16 protein-coding genes, 1 tRNA gene and 2 pseudogenes are annotated in these 20177 nt (G+C 44.5%); 8 read left to right on the forward strand and 11 right to left on the reverse strand.

The window, feature by feature from the left end; genetic code table 11:
- Window positions 1-39 precede the first annotated feature (39 nt).
- The 6 genes and pseudogenes from yajC to queA form a co-directional block, all read right to left on the reverse strand.
- Window positions 40-369: a preprotein translocase subunit YajC gene (gene yajC, locus ACIG3F_RS09025; RefSeq protein WP_004645158.1), complete on the reverse strand. Its 330-nt coding sequence runs from the start codon at window positions 367-369 to the stop codon at window positions 40-42.
- Window positions 370-469: 100 nt separating this feature from the next.
- Window positions 470-1600: a tRNA guanosine(34) transglycosylase Tgt gene (gene tgt, locus ACIG3F_RS09030; RefSeq protein WP_005252828.1), complete on the reverse strand. Its 1131-nt coding sequence runs from the start codon at window positions 1598-1600 to the stop codon at window positions 470-472.
- 130 nt (window positions 1601-1730) lie between these two features.
- Window positions 1731-2572 (reverse strand): annotated as a pseudogene (locus tag ACIG3F_RS09035) (hypothetical protein).
- Window positions 2573-2685: 113 nt separating this feature from the next.
- On the reverse strand, window positions 2686-3255 hold the full coding sequence (locus ACIG3F_RS09040) for a LemA family protein (protein WP_396469866.1): 570 nt from the start codon (window positions 3253-3255) through the stop codon (window positions 2686-2688).
- A gap of 49 nt (window positions 3256-3304) precedes the next feature.
- Window positions 3305-4333: a hypothetical protein gene (locus ACIG3F_RS09045; RefSeq protein ID WP_396469867.1), complete on the reverse strand. Its 1029-nt coding sequence runs from the start codon at window positions 4331-4333 to the stop codon at window positions 3305-3307.
- A gap of 16 nt (window positions 4334-4349) precedes the next feature.
- Window positions 4350-5384: a tRNA preQ1(34) S-adenosylmethionine ribosyltransferase-isomerase QueA gene (gene queA, locus ACIG3F_RS09050; RefSeq protein ID WP_005106092.1), complete on the reverse strand. Its 1035-nt coding sequence runs from the start codon at window positions 5382-5384 to the stop codon at window positions 4350-4352.
- Window positions 5385-5551: 167 nt separating this feature from the next.
- On the opposite strand from queA, the gene ACIG3F_RS09055 reads away from it, so the two are divergent.
- Window positions 5552-5638: transfer RNA gene (locus ACIG3F_RS09055), tRNA-Leu, on the forward strand.
- A 261-nt stretch (window positions 5639-5899) separates the two neighbouring features.
- Here the strand turns inward: ACIG3F_RS09055 and ACIG3F_RS09060 are convergent.
- Window positions 5900-8131, reverse strand: coding sequence for an NADP-dependent isocitrate dehydrogenase (locus ACIG3F_RS09060; RefSeq protein WP_396469868.1), 2232 nt, complete (start codon window positions 8129-8131; stop codon window positions 5900-5902).
- A 484-nt stretch (window positions 8132-8615) separates the two neighbouring features.
- Between ACIG3F_RS09060 and ACIG3F_RS09065 the strand changes: the two genes are divergently transcribed.
- A complete protein-coding gene (locus tag ACIG3F_RS09065) occupies window positions 8616-9125 on the forward strand; it encodes a DUF1543 domain-containing protein (RefSeq protein WP_071851651.1) in 510 nt (169 codons plus the stop codon).
- 137 nt (window positions 9126-9262) lie between these two features.
- Window positions 9263-10255 (forward strand): DUF2804 domain-containing protein, encoded by a 993-nt coding sequence (locus ACIG3F_RS09070; protein ID WP_396469869.1) that lies wholly within the window; start codon window positions 9263-9265, stop codon window positions 10253-10255.
- Between the two features lie 399 nt (window positions 10256-10654).
- Here ACIG3F_RS09070 and ACIG3F_RS09075 read toward each other — a convergent pair whose 3' ends face one another.
- Entirely contained in the window at window positions 10655-11533 is an 879-nt protein-coding gene (locus ACIG3F_RS09075; RefSeq protein WP_004281665.1) for a metal-dependent hydrolase, read from the reverse strand.
- 142 nt (window positions 11534-11675) lie between these two features.
- Here ACIG3F_RS09075 and ACIG3F_RS09080 point away from each other — a divergent pair, with 142 nt between their 5' ends.
- Window positions 11676-12713: an AraC family transcriptional regulator gene (locus tag ACIG3F_RS09080; protein WP_129717567.1), complete on the forward strand. Its 1038-nt coding sequence runs from the start codon at window positions 11676-11678 to the stop codon at window positions 12711-12713.
- Window positions 12714-12761: 48 nt separating this feature from the next.
- Here the strand turns inward: ACIG3F_RS09080 and ACIG3F_RS09085 are convergent, their stop codons facing one another.
- A complete protein-coding gene (locus tag ACIG3F_RS09085; RefSeq protein WP_396469870.1) occupies window positions 12762-14096 on the reverse strand; it encodes a Na+/H+ antiporter NhaC family protein in 1335 nt (444 codons plus the stop codon).
- Window positions 14097-14461: 365 nt separating this feature from the next.
- Between ACIG3F_RS09085 and trpA the strand changes: the two genes are divergently transcribed.
- The 4 genes from trpA to ACIG3F_RS09105 are packed head-to-tail and all read left to right on the forward strand — an operon-like array spanning window position 14462 to window position 18478.
- Entirely contained in the window at window positions 14462-15265 is an 804-nt protein-coding gene (gene trpA, locus ACIG3F_RS09090; RefSeq protein WP_005106102.1) for a tryptophan synthase subunit alpha, read from the forward strand.
- On the forward strand, window positions 15262-16158 hold the full coding sequence (accD, locus tag ACIG3F_RS09095; protein WP_004645174.1) for an acetyl-CoA carboxylase, carboxyltransferase subunit beta: 897 nt from the start codon (window positions 15262-15264) through the stop codon (window positions 16156-16158). Before trpA ends, accD begins: the two co-directional genes overlap by 4 nt.
- Window positions 16155-17438, forward strand: coding sequence for a bifunctional tetrahydrofolate synthase/dihydrofolate synthase (folC, locus tag ACIG3F_RS09100; protein WP_314136756.1), 1284 nt, complete (start codon window positions 16155-16157; stop codon window positions 17436-17438). Before accD ends, folC begins: the two co-directional genes overlap by 4 nt.
- Entirely contained in the window at window positions 17435-18478 is a 1044-nt protein-coding gene (locus ACIG3F_RS09105; protein ID WP_168387010.1) for an SPOR domain-containing protein, read from the forward strand. Before folC ends, ACIG3F_RS09105 begins: the two co-directional genes overlap by 4 nt.
- Here ACIG3F_RS09105 and ACIG3F_RS09110 read toward each other — a convergent pair.
- Together ACIG3F_RS09110 and ACIG3F_RS09115 are read right to left on the reverse strand one after the other, a co-directional pair.
- Window positions 18475-19082 (reverse strand): annotated as a pseudogene (locus tag ACIG3F_RS09110) (dual specificity protein phosphatase family protein). The gene ACIG3F_RS09105 and the pseudogene ACIG3F_RS09110 overlap by 4 nt on opposite strands.
- Window positions 19083-19321: 239 nt before the next feature.
- Window positions 19322-19963: a peroxiredoxin gene (locus ACIG3F_RS09115; protein ID WP_071851665.1), complete on the reverse strand. Its 642-nt coding sequence runs from the start codon at window positions 19961-19963 to the stop codon at window positions 19322-19324.
- Window positions 19964-20177: the final 214 nt, after the last annotated feature.

The following is a 20177-nucleotide window of genomic DNA, read 5'->3' on the forward strand; positions in this document are numbered from 1 at the left end:
TAAAATGAAAAAGTCGTGCGAGGGCACGACTATTTTTGATTAAAGGTTATTTAAAGTGCCTTCAGGGAGGACTGAAATCACACTTGCACGTTGAACTTTGACTTCTACACCACGGCTCAATTCAACCACTGCGAAGTCACCTTCAATCTTGGTGATTTTGCCCATTAATCCGCCTGCAAATACCACTTCACTGCCAACGCCAAGGCTGTCGACCAAAGCACGGTGTTCTTTGGCACGTTTAGATTGAGGACGCCAGATCAAGAAATAGAAGATTGCAATAAAAACAGCAATCATCAAAAGGTTCGCCATCATGCTTGGTTGTTGTGCAGCTTCACCTGCAGCGTGAGCAGTCGAAATAAAAAGGCTCATTACATTTTCCTAAAATAAAAAACTGGTGATCAACTCGATAATAAATTGACATATTCTTGCAATTTACATTGTCTTTTTCCTCAGCGCAAATACTGATGGATTAATCTTGCGGACAAGGTGGCACTTCCAGGCCACGGCGGGCATAAAAGTCATGAACAAATTCGTCAAATGTACCGTTGTCTAATGCATCACGCATCGCTTCAGTCAAACGCAGGTAATAGCGCAGATTATGAATTGTACCGAGCATAGAGCCGAGCATTTCTCCACATTTCTCAAGATGGAATAAATAGGCACGGGTAAAGTTCTGGCAGGTATAGCAGTCGCAATGCGGATCGAGTGGACTCTGGTCATGACGATATTTACTATTACGGATCCGCACCAAGCCGTCTGTCACAAAATAGTGACCGTTACGTGCATTTCGGGTTGGCATCACGCAGTCAAACATATCCACACCACGACGTACCGCTTCCACAATATCTTCAGGCTTGCCGACACCCATCAAATAACGCGGTTTGTCTGCAGGCATTTTTTCTGGAAGATAATCCAGTACCTTGATCATTTCCTCTTTTGGCTCACCAACGGACAGGCCGCCAATCGCATAACCATCAAAGTCGATTTCTAGCAGGCCTTTTAAAGATTCATCACGTAAATCTTCATACATGCCGCCTTGAATAATACCGAACAGCGCATTACGGTTTTTCAGCACGTCATGATGCTGGGTTTTACAGCGTTTGGCCCAGCGTAAAGAAAGTTGCAACGATTTTTGCGCTTCTTCATGCGTCGCAGGGTACGGGGTACATTCATCAAAAATCATTACAATGTCAGAGTTCAGCGTGTGCTGAATATCCATTGAAATTTCAGGAGATAAAAATACTTTTGAACCATCAATCGGCGAGCGGAAGGTCACACCTTCTTCTTTAATTTTACGCATTGCGCCCAGACTGAAGACCTGGAAGCCGCCTGAATCGGTCAAAATGGGACTATTCCATTTCATAAATCCGTGCAGGCCGCCATGTTCACGAATTACATCCAGTCCTGGACGTAGATACAAATGGAAAGTATTGCCCAGAATGACTTGAGATTTGATCTCTTTAATGTCACGTGGCAACAGGCCCTTGACCGTACCATACGTACCCACAGGCATGAACATCGGGGTTTCAACCACACCATGTTCAAGCGTTAAACGACCACGACGGGCACGGCCCGACTGACCTAATTTTTCAAACTTCATAGGAGTTCCACATCAAGGCGAAAAAACAGTTCGCTGATTGTTATAGCTAAAGGGCGCTATTTTCCTTGATTCTTACACTAAACGCCAGCATTGTAGAGCATTCGCTCTGTAATTTTATTTATCGCTGAAGCTAGGGAACATCCGGAGATATTGGCGGATGTGGAGAAAACTGCTGCAAGCGCTGCTGGATATCTTCCCGGCTAAGGGCGCAGCTGCCATCCGGCTCGGAGGCCATTGCAGCGATATGCTGGATCAGTTTCTGGATATAAATATTGCTATCGACAAAGTAGGATTCCAAGGTCAGCAAATAGGCATCTTGCGCCACTTGCAGATAGTCATAAGGCTCCATTACCAGCATCTGCTCCAGATCAATCAGAATATCCTTGTCGTTTTGCGAGAGTTTCAAGCGTTTCTGCATGGCAGGTAAATGAGTAGTTTGTCTGGATGCCAGAAATTTCTGTAAATGAATATGCTCAGGCTTCAGGGTCTGCGCAGATTGGCATTCAAATTCGACTTGGGTCGGCAGGCTCATGAAAACAGGATGCTATCCAGATCCAGACCATAGGCCTCAGAAAGACGATGTTTGGCCTGTTTAAAACTCTCCAGCAATAAATCCAGATGCGTCGCGTGCAGCTGTTTTTGCTGTGCCAATACCGGATGGCCAAAGCTGTGCTGGGTTTTAAAATAATCGGCCAGCAAGGTTTTAAAGGGAATGAGTCCAGAGTGGGGCAAAGCATGTGCCCGATAACGCCATTTCCGGACATTCCAGCGATCCTGTTCCGCCAGATATTGCTGAAGATATTCCGGATCTTTAAAAATACTGCGTTCAGTCGAAATGGCCAGATCATCCAGCAGTAAAAATTCGTCAAAGACCAGACTACAGGCATAGATTTGATCATCCTGATAATGGTCGTATAACCGATAAAATTCCTCGACCAGCGTCTGTTGCAAGTGCTCTAAATAATCCAGCATAATTTTTATTCTTTATATTATAAGTTTTAGATAGGTACAGCCGCATCCTTGGCTATTTTTATAATAAGTTAATGCGCCAAGGATGCAAAATTTTATCAGATCTTGCTGTTCACTCAGTGAAAGTTCGGACGGTAATCAAAATTCTGTGTCACGCTTTGATCACGGAATGGACGTACCACTTTTTTTCTGAGTAACATATTATTAATGATGTTGTGCGGAAAAATCTGGATCTGGTTGTTAAACAGCTCGACATTGCGATTATAAATGGTAATCGCCGCACCGACATTTTCATTCTGTTCTTCAATTTCAGCCATCATTTTCAGATAGATGTCATTGGCTTTCAGTTCCGGATAATTTTCAATCACGACATTCAGGCTATGCATTAACTGTTTGTTCAGACTTTCAATGCGTTGTAATTGTCCAATATCGGCATCCTTGATATTCAGGTTCATGATGTTCTGACGCAGTTCGGTGACTTTTTCTAGCGTGCCTTTTTCAAAATTCGAGTATTGCTCGACCAGCGGTTGCAAACCATCCAGAATTTTCAGTTTTTGCCGTTCATAACTGGCGACATCCGACCAGGCGCGAATCGTAGCGTTATGATGACGGACAATACTGTTGCGGATCATGATAATCGAAACAATCAGTGCCACAATGACCAAACATAAAATCAAAAATCCCATCCGAGATCTCCCCAAGCTATATCTATATTTTAAAAATGATGCGGAAAATTTATTTTAAAAACTGTAGCAGATCATGTTGTAAGTTTTCGAGCTGTTTTAATTTAAACGTTCTCAGATGACCGCGCAATGTGGAAATATCGCTAATATTCTGCTGCTTGCTCGATACCTGAAATAAATCATTGGGTCCCAGATAGCACAGCATTTTATTTTCCGGATGAAACAGTACATCACCCTGACGCTGTTCAAAAAAATCGGCCAGTCGCAGCACAAAACCTGGACTGAGTAATTTGGCAGTTTGCATCGGATCACTGCCATAAAAGTTTAATCTCTGGTTAGTGCGAATATCGCTGCTGTGCCAGGGATGGCTGTAAGGATAATAAAATTTCTTTCTAGAAGTCGTAACGGCCAGTCCCTGAATCTGGATATCAAAAACAAACAAGCCCCACAGGTCTTTATGGACCTGCATCAGTTTGACTGGCTGACCTTCCTTGTTTCGGGCCTGCACTTCATCAATATAGTGGTATTGAAATAGCAGTACCTGATGTTGCTGGCCGTTTTCATCTTCCCAGACCGTGCTGGCATAACGCTGAATCTCATTACTCAACGAACCTTGATTGAATACTGGAAATAATTGTTTTAAATGCCGGATAAAGTGCAGGGGATTGAGTGGCATGGAAATATGCTGTGGCTGTTTTTGAAAAGCAAGCTGATATTTCTTGGCCAGTGCCTGTTCTTCCAGAAAAGCAATGACTTCCTCTAAGGGCTGCTGCTGTTCATAGCAAATATAGGCCCAGAAGATGCAGAGACAGCCGAGAAAAACACTGCCCTGAATCCAGATATTTCCCGGCGCAATAAAAATGCTGCCAATCAGAAAAAGCCCAATTCCGGCAAGCGCAAGCGGCAGGTTATTTTCAAACTTGAGCGTAATCGGGCCATTCCAGGGATGCAGCCCATCCAGCAATTGCTGATGCGTTTTGGCCTGTTGACCCAGATCCCAAAGCCGAGCGATATTTTGAAACACCACTGCATTTTTCTTGCGGCGAATATGAATGGACTGTTGTACAGACTCGATCGGCATGGGCAATGGTTCTCGCTTATTTCGCCTGATCAATCAGCATGGCATCGCCATAACTGAAGAAGCGATACTGGCTGTCTACTGCATGCTTATAAGCATTGAGAATATTGTCACGATTGGACAAGGCAGACACAAGCATTAACAGGGTCGATTCTGGTAAATGGAAGTTAGTGATCAAACGATCGACCACTTTAAACTGATAACCCGGATAGATGAAAATCTGGGTATCACCTGTCCAGGCTGCCAGTTCACCGTTATGTGCTTGTGCTGCACTTTCGACTGCACGGGTGGCAGTCGTGCCTACAGAAATGACTTTATTACCGCGGGCTTTAGTCTGACGAATCATCTCGACCGCAGTTTCAGGGACGTCGCACCATTCGCTGTGCATGATGTGATTTTGAATATCATCGGTACGCACTGGCAGGAAAGTACCTGCACCAACATGTAGGGTCACAAAAGTTTTTTGAATCCCTTTGGCTTCCAATTTTGCCAACAGATCGGCATCAAAATGCAGGCTGGCAGTAGGTGCTGCAACGCTGGCCAGTTTGGTTGGGTCATTAAACACGGTTTGATAACGTTCAGTATCAATCTCTTCCGCTTCACGGTTGAAATAAGGCGGAATCGGCAAGGCGCCGTATTGATCCAGCACATCGAGAATTGGTTGTGAAAATTCTACAATAAACAGATTTTCATGACGGCCTTGTACGGTCACTTTCACTGCATCCGGGCCAATAAAAAGTTCTGCACCGGCTTTCGGAGTGTTGCTGGCCTTAATATGACAATAGGCAATAAAGCGATCTTGCATACGCTCAACCAGCACTTCTACCGCACCGCCTGAAGCACGTTTACCTTTTAAACGGGCCTTCATGACTTTGGTGTCGTTTAATACCAACAAGTCGCCGTCTTCAAGTAAATCCAGAATATCGGTAAATTGATGGTCATGATATTGACCTTGGGCATCGAGGTGCAACAGGCGAGAGGCACTGCGTGTTTCCAGTGGGTAGCGAGCAATCAGCTCATCGGGGAGATCAAAATTAAAATCAGAAAGTTGCATGATGATTTACGCTAAAAAAACTGCGGCTAGTATAAACTTTTTTCTTTTTTATGGCGGGAATTGCTCGATTTTAAAACGAAAAAATGCGATTTGTTTTAAAAATAAACAAATGAAAATATTCTGCGTTGACAGTGCTGAGAAATCGCGTATTATACCTTTCATCCACTCCCGAGGTGGTGAAATTGGTAGACGCGGCGGACTCAAAATCCGCTGTCAGAGATGACGTGTCGGTTCGAGTCCGACCCTCGGGACCAAAATTCTAAAAAACCCCAAGCACATTCAGTCTTGGGGTTTTTTATTGTCTGAAAAATAATAACCTGTTTCTTTTTATCTGCTCTTCAAAATTATCTTCTTGATTTAAAAGATAGCTTGTGAAAATAACACTGCATAGAACTGCTTAAAAAATGGATTGCTTCAGTGATTGCGCTGCATGAATTGGACATAAAAAAAACCGGCACGTCAGTGCCGGTTTTTTTAATCAATTTAACCTAAGGTTAAATCGATTTTTTAACTCATTACATAGAAGCAAGAGCAGCATTCAACGTTGCACTTGGACGCATCACTGCATTTACTTTTTCTTGATCAACTGCGTAGTAACCGCCGATGTCTACTGATTTGCCTTGAACTTCTGCAAGCTCAGCAACGATTTTCTCTTCATTTTCAGCTAAAGTTTTTGCAAGTGGTGCAAATTTCGCTTTCAATTCAGCATTTTCGTCTTGAGCAGCAAGTTCTTCAGCCCAGAATTTCGCCAGGTAGAAATGGCTACCACGGTTGTCCAATTCGCCAGTACGACGAGAAGGAGACTTGTCGTTATCTAGCAATTTACCAGTCGCTTGGTCTAAAGTTTTAGCAAGTAACTTGATGTCGTCATTGCCTTCTTTAATACCCATTTCTTCTAAAGATACCGCCAACGCCATGAATTCACCGAGTGAATCCCAACGTAAGTGGTTTTCTTCAACTAACTGCTGTACGTGCTTAGGAGCAGAACCGCCTGCACCTGTTTCGTACATGCCGCCACCCGCCATTAACGGCACGATAGACAACATTTTCGCAGATGTACCCAATTCCATGATTGGGAACAAGTCAGTCAGGTAGTCACGCAGGATGTTACCTGTTACAGAAATAGTATCTAGACCGCGCGCAACACGTTCAAGCGTATAACGCATTGCACGTACTTGTGACATGATCTGGATATCAAGACCAGTGGTGTCATGATCTTTCAGGTATTTTTCAACTTTCTTGATCAGTTCATTTTCGTGTGGACGGTACGGGTCAAGCCAGAAGATTGCCGGCATGCCAGAGTTACGTGCACGAGTAACTGCAAGTTTCACCCAGTCGCGGATCGGTGCGTCTTTCACCTGACACATACGCCAGATATCGCCTTCTTCCACGTTTTGTGACATCAACACTTCGCCAGTTTCAAGATCAACGATGTTTGCAACACCGGCTTCAGAAATCTCGAAAGTCTTGTCGTGTGAGCCGTATTCTTCAGCTTTTTGCGCCATCAAACCAACGTTCGGTACAGTACCCATGGTTTTTGGATCGAAATTGCCATTCCACTTACAGAAATTGATCATTTCCTGGTAAATACGTGCGAATGTAGATTCAGGCATTACCGCTTTACAGTCGTAAGGTTTGCCGTCAGCACCCCACATTTTACCGCCACCACGGATCATTGCAGGCATAGAAGCATCTACAATTACGTCGTTAGGAGAGTGGAAGTTAGTGATGCCTTTTGCTGAATCAACCATTGCCAATGCTGGACGGTGTTCTTGGCAAGCATGTAGATCACGGATGATTTCTTCACGTTGAGAAGTTGGAAGCGCCTCGATCTTCTCGTAAAGACCTGCCATACCGTTATTGACATTAATGCCAAGCTCATCAAAAAGCTTGCCATGTTTTTCGAATGCTTCTTTGTAGTAGATTCTTACACAGTGACCAAATACAATCGGGTGAGACACCTTCATCATGGTTGCTTTAACGTGTAAAGAGAACAGGATGCCCGCTTCACGACAGTCTTCAAGTTCTTTCTCGTAGAAGTCGCAAAGTGCTTTCTTGCTCATGAACATTGAATCGATGATTTCGCCGTCTTGAAGCGCAACTTTTGGCTTAAGAACGATGGTTTCACCAGACTTGGTGATCAGTTCCATTTTCACATCACGTGCGCGGTCTAAAGTCATCGACTTTTCGCCGTGGTAGAAGTCACCTTCGTCCATGTGTGAAACGTGAGTTTGTGACCACTGTTTCCACTCGCTCATAGAGTGCGGGTGTTTTTTCACGTAGTTTTTAACGGCAGCAGGTGCACGACGGTCTGAGTTACCTTCACGTAGAACCGGGTTTACTGCTGAACCAAGACATTTGCTATAACGTGCCTTGATTGCTTTTTCTTCTTCAGTGGTCGGGTTTTCAGGATAGTCAGGGATTGCATAGCCTTTAGACTGAAGTTCCTTGATACACGCTGTTAGCTGGCCAACAGAAGCACTGATATTTGGGAGTTTGATAATGTTCGTGTCTGGATCTTGTGTAAGACGACCTAGCTCAGCTAGAGTGTCAGGCACCTTTTGCTCTTCGCTTAGGTAATCTGTAAATTCGGAGAGCACGCGCACAGCTACAGAGATGTCACTTTTGACGATCTCAACGCCAGCTGGCTTAGTAAAGGTCTCAATGATCGGCAGCAGAGAATAAGTCGCCAGTAATGGCGCCTCGTCGGTCAGTGTGTAAATGATAGTTGACTTTCCACCAGCCATATATAGCCCCTTGCGTTGGATTGAGTTTCTGAGGACCGAACTTTTGGCCCAGCCTCTTTGAACCGATTTGCTTAAATAAAAACATTGAGAGTATCGTCTTTCAGCGCATTTCAGTCAACGAAATATGCCTTTAGATTGAAATTTGGGCGAAAATTTGTACAGATTTGTGCGGTTTAGCCGTGTTTGTATTTTGTACAAAAAAATAATCCTCTATCGCTGTAAATCCTGATGAAAATGATCGGAAATGCTCTGTTAGCCAATTGTATTCACTGAAAATGAGTTTTTGGTCCTGAGACAGGCTTAAGCTGATCCTCGATATGGATATTGAGAGCGAGTGATTTGATGCTGTTTTGCGCAAATTCAGTCAGGCTGACTATGCAAATTTGCCCTTGACAGATGGCTGCATCATCATGGAATGACTTTGCGCTATACTGGCAAGCATCAATTAACTGATCTTAAAGATTGACGCTAACAAGGAAATGTAATGCCTAGCCTGTTTATTGTAATGCTCGGTGGTCGTCATGCCCGTGCCAATACAGAAGTTCATGATGTGGTTTTGGCAGTAGGAGAGAGTCTGGAAGACACCTATCCGCAATTGAAAAATGCCTGGTTTGCTGAGCAGCAAGGTCTGCATATTGATGCCTGGGCGCAAATCAACGGGCTAGAGTTCGAGGGCAAGTCCTATGCGCTGCAATTTACTGATGCACAGCCACAGCAATCCGATGAAAAACTTTGGCTGATTAATCTGGGTGGTTATGATCCACGTGAATTTGGCGAGTTGCATCGTTATGTGCTGGTGGTTGCGCAGAATGCCATGGTGGCCAAACAGCGCGGTAAAGCTTACTTCGCCCGGCACTGGCAAAAACAGCATACTGACCGTGTGCTGGATGTAGATGACTGTATTGCCATTGATCAGGTTTATGGCCGCTACGTACAACTGTTAGAAGGTAGTTTCAGTGGCAATCGCTGGGAAAATACCTATCTCACGATTTAAAGCGGTCTGTGATTGAATTAAACCTGCGGCTGGCTTGATGATTCGATAAGCGGTTTAAAAAATCTCTTTATCAAAATTTAATAATCGGCATAATACTGCCAAGGAAAAACAGTTTTGACTGAGATGGAATGTCTTAAATGGATTTAATTCAGGCAAATGGACAACCGCGTTATGGACGTTTTAAGGAGCTTCCAAAAAGTATTGACTATCAGGCATATCAATACAAAAATCCTTATGGTCATGTGCTGTCAGGCTGGCGCAAGCATCTAAAATATAAAAAATTCAAATTCTGTAGTATTCAGCATGAGCATTATACGATTGGACTGGCAATTGCCGATATTGCATGGGCAGGGCATGGTTTTGTCTATGTCTATAACCATATGAGCAATGAAGTGTTGGAATGGAATGCGATTAATTTCCTGTCACGCAACACTGTGCTGGATGAACAGCCACTGTTTAATCATAGTTATTTCCATAATTCACCTTTTCAGATCGATATCCAGCATGCCAACGGCGTGCGTTATATCAATGTCAGCAAATATGGCGAGATTAAACTCAGTGCGCGAATTTTTTGTGCCGGAACTGATCCACTGAGTATGTGCAGTCCGACCGGCATCAACGGCTGGACCTATACCCAGAAATTAACCACCTTGGGCTGTGAAGGTTTTTTCATTAACAAGCAAGGTGAAACCATCCAGTTTAATGAACGCAGCTTTGCCTCATTAGATGATACGTGTGGCTTTTTACGCCCGGAAACGGCTTGGTTCTGGCTGTCCTGTAATTTCTGGGATGTGAACCAGAACCGGATCGGCATTAATCTGGCCTCAGGCGTGAATGAAAGCTTTGGCAATGAAAACTGTCTGTGGATCAATGGAAAGATTTATCCATTGACCGATGTACTGTTCCAGCAGGAATCTGAAAACCAATGGACGATTCAGTCACTGGATGAAAAATTGAATCTGATAGTGAGTACAGGCTGGCGCCGTTATGAAAATCTGAACCTGCGTCTGGTGGGCAGCCAGTTTAGTCAGTGGCAGGCCAAGGTTTCAGGAACGATTCAGCAGGATGATCAGGAAATTATTTTACTGAATGAATATGCCTTGCTTGAGCAGCATTATGCCAAGTGGTAAATCAGATTGAGTCATTTAAAAGCCTTCAACATTGAATAATGCTGATCAGTTAAAGAATTTAGAAATAGGCTCTTTAACTTTTTAGTAGTTCACGATGGATTCTTACGTTTTAAATCAGATATTAATGAATCATTTGTTACTTTGGTTTCGCCCAAATGAGAAGCGGAGCTTCGCAAGGAAGGCATCTTGCGGAGTAATACTCCTCACCGCAAAACTTGTCAGCCACCATCCACTAGTAAATTTGTCGCAGAAATAATCATTTTTTAATGTAGTCCTGCCTCAAATAGTTGCGGATGACTTTTCCATCTATCAAATATAATACTGAATTTAAAAAATAAAATTCCAATCAATTGCTTAACTGACGGGCACTATCAACATTAAAGGCTTTTTGACTTGAGCTTAATCTTTGGCGGCCTGCCAGAAGGCTTCACCGGCCTGAATTGGATCATTGGTTTCGGCTAAAGTCTTCACCCAGACATCATATTGCGCAATCACAGGATGCTGACTGGGATGAAAATCTTTTTTAAACCAGTCCCGATATTGTGGGCCCATACGGGTCAAGGTGCCGTTGCGGCCAAACAACCAGGGCAATCCTTTTAAGTTCATTTGCAAACGCTCCAAGACACTGAAGCCATCATGTTTCAGCATGACATTGGCGCGATAGACGGTATAACTAAACATCAAAAATGTCGTGCTGAGCAGGGTCATTTTGCGCATCCATTCAGGTGTTTTCGCGACATCTTTCATCACGTCAAAAGCCACATCACGATGCTCCATTTCTTCAATCGCATGCCAGGCAAACATGGCACGTATATGAGGATGCCCGTCTTTTAAGGTGGATTTCTGACCGTAAAAAGTTTCAGCCATCAGCGCGGTCAAGTGTTCTGCCGCTGCCGTCGTGGCAATATTGAACTGTGCTGAACGATGTTTGAGGTCATAAGCGAACATATTATTCAAACGTTCGATAAAATCATCGACGGGCATGCCTTGTTCACGCATCAGCTGGTTCATTTTTTCATGGGCAATGCCATGCTGTGCTTCCTGACGAATAAAATCTGCCACACGTTGTTGCAGTTCCAGGTCTGTGATCTGATCGCGGAACAGGCGCACACTTTGAATAAAATAACGCTCGCCATCTGGAAAGGTCAGGCTCAAGGCATCGAACATGCGGGTCAGAAAGGGATCGCCGCCAAACCAGTAGCGCGGAATTTCATCCAGTTTAAAATCAAGCTGGGTCCGGACCACGGGCTTTATTGAAGATTTTAATACTGCATTCATCTTAAAAGTTCTTTTTTGTGACGATGCTGACAGTATGTCGGGGAATGCCGTAATTGTTTTGACAGTGCTTGCCAATTTTTATACATTTTATGCCAAATGAAAATAAAACTGCTTAGCCTAAAGCAGGCAGCGGGAAGCGCGCATGCAAGAAATTAAAATATCCAATGGTTATATTCAGCTTTGGGCGACTTATCTGCGCAGTCTGCAAATTGAGCCTTTGGAAGCTGACTTTCTGCAAGATGTACATGAAGCGCTTGTCCCCCTGATTGATCAGCCTTTTGCCACGCAAGTGCCGCTGGAATTATTAAATCAGCTTCTGTTAAGAACCCGGCAACATTTAAACTGTCCACAACTAATTTTCGAGATCGTGCAGGTTATTCGTCCAGAACATTTTGGCGTGCTCGGCTATATGGCTTCGCGAAGCAGCAGCGTTGCGGAAATGATCCGCCATATTATGCGTTTTCAACGACTGGTGATTGATGGCAGTGAGTTTGTACCTTTGCAGTTGAAGCAGCGTGAACACAGTATTGAATTATTTTGGGCCTATCTGGACGAAAAATATAATCTGCTCAATGAACTGACCATGGCCGCGATGGTACAGTTGGGACGTGTCATTTTACAGGATCATCAACTGTTAGTCCGTTGTGTACGCTTTGCCCATGCGCCCGATAGGGGACAAATGCATTATCAAAAGTTTTTCGCCAGCGAGGTGATATTTTCCCAAGCCTACTATGGCATAGAACTGGATCTACAAGGACTGGCACATCGGTCTGAGCAGGCAGATCCGATGCTGTTGCAGTTGCTGGTGCATCAGGCAGAACAGGCGATTGCCGCCAAGCCGCCCCTTGAGAATCATTTGGAACAGGCGCAGCAAATGATTGCTGAACAGCTGCGAACCCAGCATCAGGCGATTAAAGTTGAACAACTTGCTCAGCAGTTATTGATGTCGACACGGAGTTTGCAACGCTTATTTAGTACCCATGGCACTTCATTTAAAAAACTGCTGGAACAGCAGCGGATCAAACGTTGCGAGCTGTTGTTGCAGAAGGGATTAGGTCTGACCGAAATCGCCGAGCAGCTGGATTATTCTGACCAGTCGGCATTGGCACGGGCCTACAAGGCAGCCACCGGACAGACATTATTAGAGCGCAGAAAGCAGTTACACAAACAGCGCAGCTAAAAAAAGCGACCCGTATCGATCGCTTTTTTATTTTCGCAGGATGATGGATTAAGTGCTTGCTTTCACCTGAGGGAATCTAAACGCGATCGCAGCAATCGCAAAAATGGCCAGAATCCAGCAATAGTACACACCACCAATCAGTTCAACCGGCGAGATTTTTGCAATGGAGCAGGCCAGTAGTAACTGTGCGCCATAAGGAATTAAACCCTGTACCACGCAAGAGAAAATATCCATCAGTGCCGCAGAACGCTTGGGATCCACCCCGTATTCTTTGGCGACTTCACGCGCCATATCACCAGACAGAATAATCGCCACGGTATTATTGGCCACAAAGATATTCGAAAACACCACCAGAAAACTAATCCCGATTTCGCCGGCACGTTGCTTCCCAACTTTAAATAGACGGGTCAAGCTATAAATGCGCTCGATCAGCCAGCGTAAACCGCCTTCTCGTTGCATGATCGCCGAGAGGCCACCCAGGAACATCGACAATAACGCCACTTCAAACATGCCGACAAAGCCATCATAAATTGAAGTATTCAGTTTGAGCAGATCGAATTCAGCTGTGGCAAATAGGCCAAACAAGCCGGAAAGTAGTACGCCAATGGTCAGTACAGCCAGAACGTGTAAACGGCTAAAGGCCAAAATAAATACGGCGATATAAGGTAAGACCAGAAGCCAGTTAAAATCCTTGTATTCCAATGTGTTGCTACTGCCGGTACTTAACACGTAAATTAAAATAGTGACGATTGAGGCTGGAACTGCAATCCAGACATTGACTCTGAACTTGTCACGCAGTTGTACGCGTTGGCTGGTGGTCGCCGCAATGGTGGTGTCTGAAATCATGGACAGGTTATCACCGAACATGGCACCACCGACGACCGCACCAATCGCATAAATCACGTCAATATCGGTCACCTGGGTGAAACCAAAAGCGATCGGCGCACAGGCTGCAACGGTGCCCATGGAGGTACCCATCGCCGTGGCAATAAAGGCCGAGATCACAAATAACATCGGCAGAATAAATGTAGGTGGAATCACTGACAAGCCCATCTGCACGGTGGCGTCGACGCTGCCAATGGCGCTACTGACGCTGGCAAAAGCACCTGCCAGCATAAACACCATAAACATCAGAATTAAATTTGGATGACTGGCACCTCTAAGGAATTCCTCAATGCCCTGGTTGAGTTTGCCGCGATACACTAATGCAGCCAAGATAATCGCAGGCAGGGCAGCGACAGGCGCTTTCACCTGATAGAACGCGAACTCGGTTCCGATCAGGGAATGATAGATCCCGCTACCCAAAAATATGGTTAAAAATACAATAAGCGGCAGCAGTGCAATGGCGCGTGCCTGCACTGTAGCCTCAGAATCAGTCTGCATAGGAGATAAAAAAGTAAGAGAATAGGACTAGTATAAAGCAGGTTTTGCAATTTCAGAAAACTTTAAATGAATGCGCTAACATCTGCATTTTTATTAATTTTTATATGATAAAAATAAGTTTATCTAAATATTCAAGATTTTAGGTAATAGCAAAATTAGGCATCTTTGATCATTGTGAAAAAAATCAAAATAATCGTAAATAGACCCTTCCGAATTGTTTTGAAATCTTCGCACAGGAAATGAAGTACTCGAGGTCGGTATCGCAGACTGTTCATTGGACAAAAAATAGCGTTACAATGCGATGTCTTGTATTTCTACATAGTCAATGCCTCAAGTTTGAAACACGTTAAGGAAAATACCACCCTATGTCACGTTTAGCCACACGATTTGGACAACTTAAATCTCAACAGCGTAAAGCTTTAGTTTCTTATGTCATGGCGGGTGATCCGCATCCAGAAGTCACAGTGCCTTTGCTGCATGAGATGGTGGAGGCGGGTGTCGACGTGATTGAGCTGGGACTTCCTTTCTCAGACCCGATGGCAGATGGGCCAGTGATTGCGCTAGCTGCTGAACGTGCTTTGGCAGGTGGAACCAATACACTGGATGCACTGCATATGGTGAAAGAATTTCGCTTGAAAGACCGCGAAACACCAGTGGTGCTGATGGGTTATCTGAATCCGGTTGAAGTAATTGGCTATGAAAAGTTTGTGGCTTATGCCTATGAATGTGGAGTAGACGGCGTACTTCTGGTGGACTTGCCACCAGAAGAAGCAAAAAGTCTGGGTGAAGTACTGGAAAAATATGACATGGATCAGATTTTCCTGCTGGCACCCACTTCAACCGATGCACGTATTCAACATGTAGCAAAACAGGCCAGCGGCTTTATTTACTATGTGTCACTGAAAGGCGTGACCGGTGCAGCAACTTTAGATGTTTCTGAAGCCGCTGCACGCATTCAAAAGATTAAAGCTGTGACTGATGTTCCTGTAGGCGTAGGTTTCGGTATCAGTGATGCTGCATCTGCGAAAGCGATGGGTGTTGCTGCCGATGCAGTTATTGTGGGTAGTGCGTTTGTAAAGCAGTTTGCAACGCTCGCACCAGAACAAGCCGTTATTGCGACGGTGAATAAAGTCAAGGAGCTTCGAGCAGCGCTCGATGAGTTAGTATGAGTCAACAAGTGAAATCAGGCAAAATTCTGAGCCCATCGACCCCATGGACGGAGCGTACTGTTCCGGGCATTCAGGTACCCGATGAGCAAACGGCATATAAAGCGACATTTACCGAGCCTACGATTGAGTGCCCTGAATGTCATGCATTGGTGACCCGTACTGCCATGTCATTCAATGCCTATGTATGTCCGCAATGTGATGAGCATTTGCGTATGAAAGCCCGTGAGCGTTTGAACTGGTTCTTTGATCAGGTACAAACAGAATTGGGTCAGGAATTTATAGCCAAAGATCCGCTGAAATTTGTCGATAGTAAAGCCTATCCAGACCGTATGGCGGAAGCACAAAAGAAAACTGGTGAAACCGAAGCATTGGTAGTAATTCAAGGTTTGCTGAAAGGCGTACCGATGATTGCCTGTGCGTTTGAGTTCGACTTCATGGGCGGTTCTATGGGCACAGTGGTCGGTGACCGCTTTGTTCAGGCTGCAGAACATGCGATTGAAGCTCGTCAACCTTTGATCTGTTTTGCTGCTTCGGGTGGTGCTCGTATGCAGGAAGGCATGTTGTCCCTGATGCAAATGGCGCGTACTTCGGCTGCGATCCAGCGTTTAAAAGAAGCAGGTCTGCCTTATGTAGTGGTATTGACTCATCCAGTGTACGGCGGTGTGACCGCATCATTGGCAATGCTGGGTGATGTACATATTGCTGAACCGAAAGCGATGATTGGCTTTGCCGGTAAACGTGTGATCGAACAGACTGTACGTGAAAAACTGGAAGAACCGTTCCAGCGCGCGGAATATTTGCTTGATCATGGGGTAATCGATCAGATTGTTCACCGTCATGCATTACGTGATACAGTTTATCGTATCGTTACGAAGTTGATGAATTTGCATTGAACACAGCACCCTTAGCAACAGATTCTTTAAATACATGGCTCGATTATTGGAGCCATGTTCACGTTACGGGTATTGATTTAGGTCTGGAACGGGTTATTCCTGTGGCTGAAAAGCTGGGCGTGACATCTCCAGAGGCCAAAGTGCTGACGGTGGCAGGAACCAATGGTAAGGGTTCGACCACCACCACGCTGGCCGCGATCCTGAATGCGCAAGGCTTCAAGGTCGGGCTATATCAATCCCCCCACGTGTACCGTTTCAATGAGCGTGTTAAATTGCGCGGCATTGAAGTGGAAGATCAGTTGCTGATTGATGCTTTTGTTCAGGTCGATCAGGCTCGTCGCGAATGCGGTTTGAGCCTGTCTTTCTTTGAAGCCACGACACTGGCTGCTTTTGTGATTTTTAAAGATCAATGCTGTGATGTCTGGGTGCTGGAAGTTGGCTTAGGCGGCCGTCTGGATGTGGTCAATGTGGTCAATCCGGATGTGGCGGTGATTACCAATATTGGTCTGGATCATACTGACTGGCTTGGTGACACCATCGAGAAAATTGCTTTTGAAAAGGCCGGAATTATTCGCCCGGATATTCCAGTCGTGTTTGGTGGACAGCAACAGATCCCGCAAGCCATTCTAAATAAAGCTCAAGAATGTAATGCATCTTTGTATGCAATCAACCGTGATTATTTCTATAAAGCCTTTGAAGATGGCCAAAGCTGGGCTTTTGCTTCATCGGGTACGACCTTAAAACTCCCAACAGGTTCGCTGGCACTGGATAATATTTCCACCGCTGTGGCTGCCATTTTGCTGAGCGGTTTAACGGTCAGTCAGGATGCGATGGCTCAAGGTATTCAAACAGCAACGTTGCCGGGACGGTTTGAAATCCGTCAAATCCAGAATAAAACCGTGATTTTTGATGCAGGACATAACCCGCATGGGGTGGAATTTCTGCTGAAACAATTACGAGATTATTTAAATTACAATCAAAAATATAATGAAGTCATTTGTGTATTTTCAATGCTGGCAGATAAAGATATAAATTCTGTCGTCAAGTTATTGAAAGACACGGTTCAATTGTGGAAAATTGCACCATTATTCGTCCCACGTGCGGCAGAGGTCACAGTTTTGGCTGATGCTTTAAGCGGTGAGGCGGTAGAACAATTTGACAATGTAAAATTAGCTTTTAAATCAGCACTGGATCAAACAGATAATAATCAGCTGATTTTGGTATGTGGATCATTTCATACCTTAGAAGCGGTATGGGAGTATTTGGAAGAATGTCAATGAATAACAAACAGCGCTGGATGGGCAGTGTTGTTTTACTCGGTGGTGGTGTTTTATTGGCAGCATTACTCCTGAAAGGCCAAGATGAAATCAATCAGGACCGTCAGCAAAATCCGGCACAGGCTGCGGAAGTTGAAAATAAAGAGGCAGGCAATCATTCGCTCGGTTCTTTGACGGTCGATGTAGAAACAGAAAAGCGTTTACTTGAACAGCAACGCCGTGATCGCGAAAAAGCGGTTGCAGAACAGGAGGCGCGTGCAGCCGAATTTTTAGCGATGCAACAGCAGGCTGAAGCAGATGCTGCACGTAAAGCGGCTGAAGAATATGCTGCCCTGAATGCACACCGCCTAGGACAGCAAAGTTCCGATAATATTCCACCAGAACTGGTGGAAGATGAACAGGCCAAGCAGAAACGTCTGGCTGAAGAAAAAGCGGTGCAAGAAAAAAAGTTAGCCCAGCAGCAGCTGGTACAACAAAAAGCCAATAGTTCTACTGACGCAGCCAAGAAAGAAGCAGAGCGTAAAGCTGCTGAAAGTAAAGCCGCTGAAGAAAAACGCAAGTTAGAGCAACAGCAAAAAACCGAAGCAGAACGTAAGGCGGCTGAAGCAAAACGTAAAACCGAGGAAGAGCGTAAAGCGGCTGAAAAGAAAGAAGCTGAACGTAAAGCTGCCGAGGAAAAACGTAAAGCTGACGAAAAACGTAAAGCTGAAGAAGCCAAGAAAAAGGCTACAGCCGAAGAAGCCAAGAAGAAAGCAGAAGCTGAGCAGGCGCGTAAGTTACTGGAAGGTGAAGAGGACAAGCAATGGATGGTACAGGTGGCACTGGCAGCGAATGAAGCCAATGCGGATGCTGTAGCAGCCAAACTGCGTGCCAAAGGTTATAAGGTCACCAAAAGCTCAACTTCTAAAGGTGTACGCATCATGGTGGGGCCGTCCAAAGACCGTGAGACTGCAGATGCACTTCGTAAGAAAATTGCGTCTGATGCCAGCCTGAATATGAAATCAGCTTGGGTGAATGACTGGGTGCCGCTGGATAAGCGTTAATTCTTTGTATTAATCAAAGTTTCTGTAGATGGATTCTTGAGTTGCTCGCGAATCCATTTTACATTTTCAGGCGTGAATAACTTTTCGATATTGCTCCAAATGCAATGAAAGCCATAACCGCCATATTTCATTTCTTGTAGCGCCTGCTCAATCGGCCAATGTTCAAAAATAATTCGGTACATGGCGACACTTGCACCAGTGCGGTCTGAACCGTGATAACAATGCAGGAGCACCTTTGGTGATTTTGTTGTGCTTGCTGAATCAGTAGCATAATTTTCAATAAATCTTCCCGATCAATTGCCCAGGTATGTATGGGTACATGATGTAGCTGAAAGTTTTCATTGCTCAAAACAAAGCTGTCTTGATCCCGTGAACGTAAATTAATAACCACATTGATTTGATGCTACTTTAATAAAGGAATGAGTTCAGTTGAAGGCTACTCACTACGATAAACAAAATTGCTGATTTGATGAAAATTATGATTCTGATGAATGGGCTGTCCCCAATGCTGAGGACGTTGAGGTTCAGGCAGGGCAGGCGTAGTCATGCAACCTGTGGTTAGGAGGTAGCCACTCATGAGAATTGGAAATATGCAGATTTTCATACAGAGCATAGATGTTGTTTTTGTTATTTCAAGTTTAAAGTGGATATGAGATTTTGAATATAAAAAAGCCTATCCGAAGACAGGCTGTATAGAGAAATCGAACCCGTAGCACGTCAATGTAGTATTCGATAAAGCATTAAATCTGGAAAATAGAGTTTCTCTTATTCTTTACTACGAGCTCCATCTTATCCTGTGCTACGCGCTTCGCTTGTCTTGCGCAAAATTAAAAAGGAGTCCTTTTAATTTTGCTCAGGATGTGGCGTTAAGCGAAGGTAAGGCGTGACAGCGGTATAACCTTTTGGAAAACGTTGCTTGATTTCCTCCTCATCCTTCAATGAAGGGACAATCACCACATCATCGCCATGCTGCCAGTTTGCAGGCGTTGCCACTTTATGGCTATCGGTGAGTTGCAGCGAATCTATCACACGCAAGATTTCATGGAAATTACGACCGGTCGATGCAGGATAAGTAATAATCAAACGGACTTTTTTATTGGGGTCAATGACCACTAAAGAACGGACCGTTAGAGTTTCGCTGGCATTCGGATGAATAAAGTCATACAGCTCGGAAACTTTGCGATCCTGATCGGCAATGATGGGGAAATTCACTGTGGTGTTCTGGGTTTCATTGATGTCTTTAATCCAGCCATGATGCGATTCAACATCATCGACCGACAAGGCAATGGCTTTCACGCTACGTTTTGCAAACTCGTCTTTCAGTTTTGCGGTATAGCCAAGCTCAGTCGTACATACTGGTGTATAGTCAGCAGGGTGTGAAAATAAAATGCCCCAGCTATCACCCAGAAAGTCATAAAAATTAATCAGGCCTTCACTGGATTGCTGTTCAAAATTCGGTGCGGTATCGCCTAGACGTAAACTCATCTTTTTAGCCTCAATTGGTCTTTTAGTGTCGAGATACGATTTAATATGAATCAATTTTTTTATGATTAAAAATAGTGTTTTTTGCTTTCTTTATGAGTAAATTGCATAAGTAGGATATCCGTCTATCCAGAAGCGCAAAAATCAGTCACTTAATTGACTATGTTGCACAGGGAAAATTTGCTACATTACTTTGCCTTAGATCTTAGGGCTAGAA

This window comes from Acinetobacter sp. NPDC052428 (genome assembly GCF_044547685.1).
Taxonomy (GTDB): domain Bacteria; phylum Pseudomonadota; class Gammaproteobacteria; order Pseudomonadales; family Moraxellaceae; genus Acinetobacter; species Acinetobacter lwoffii_G.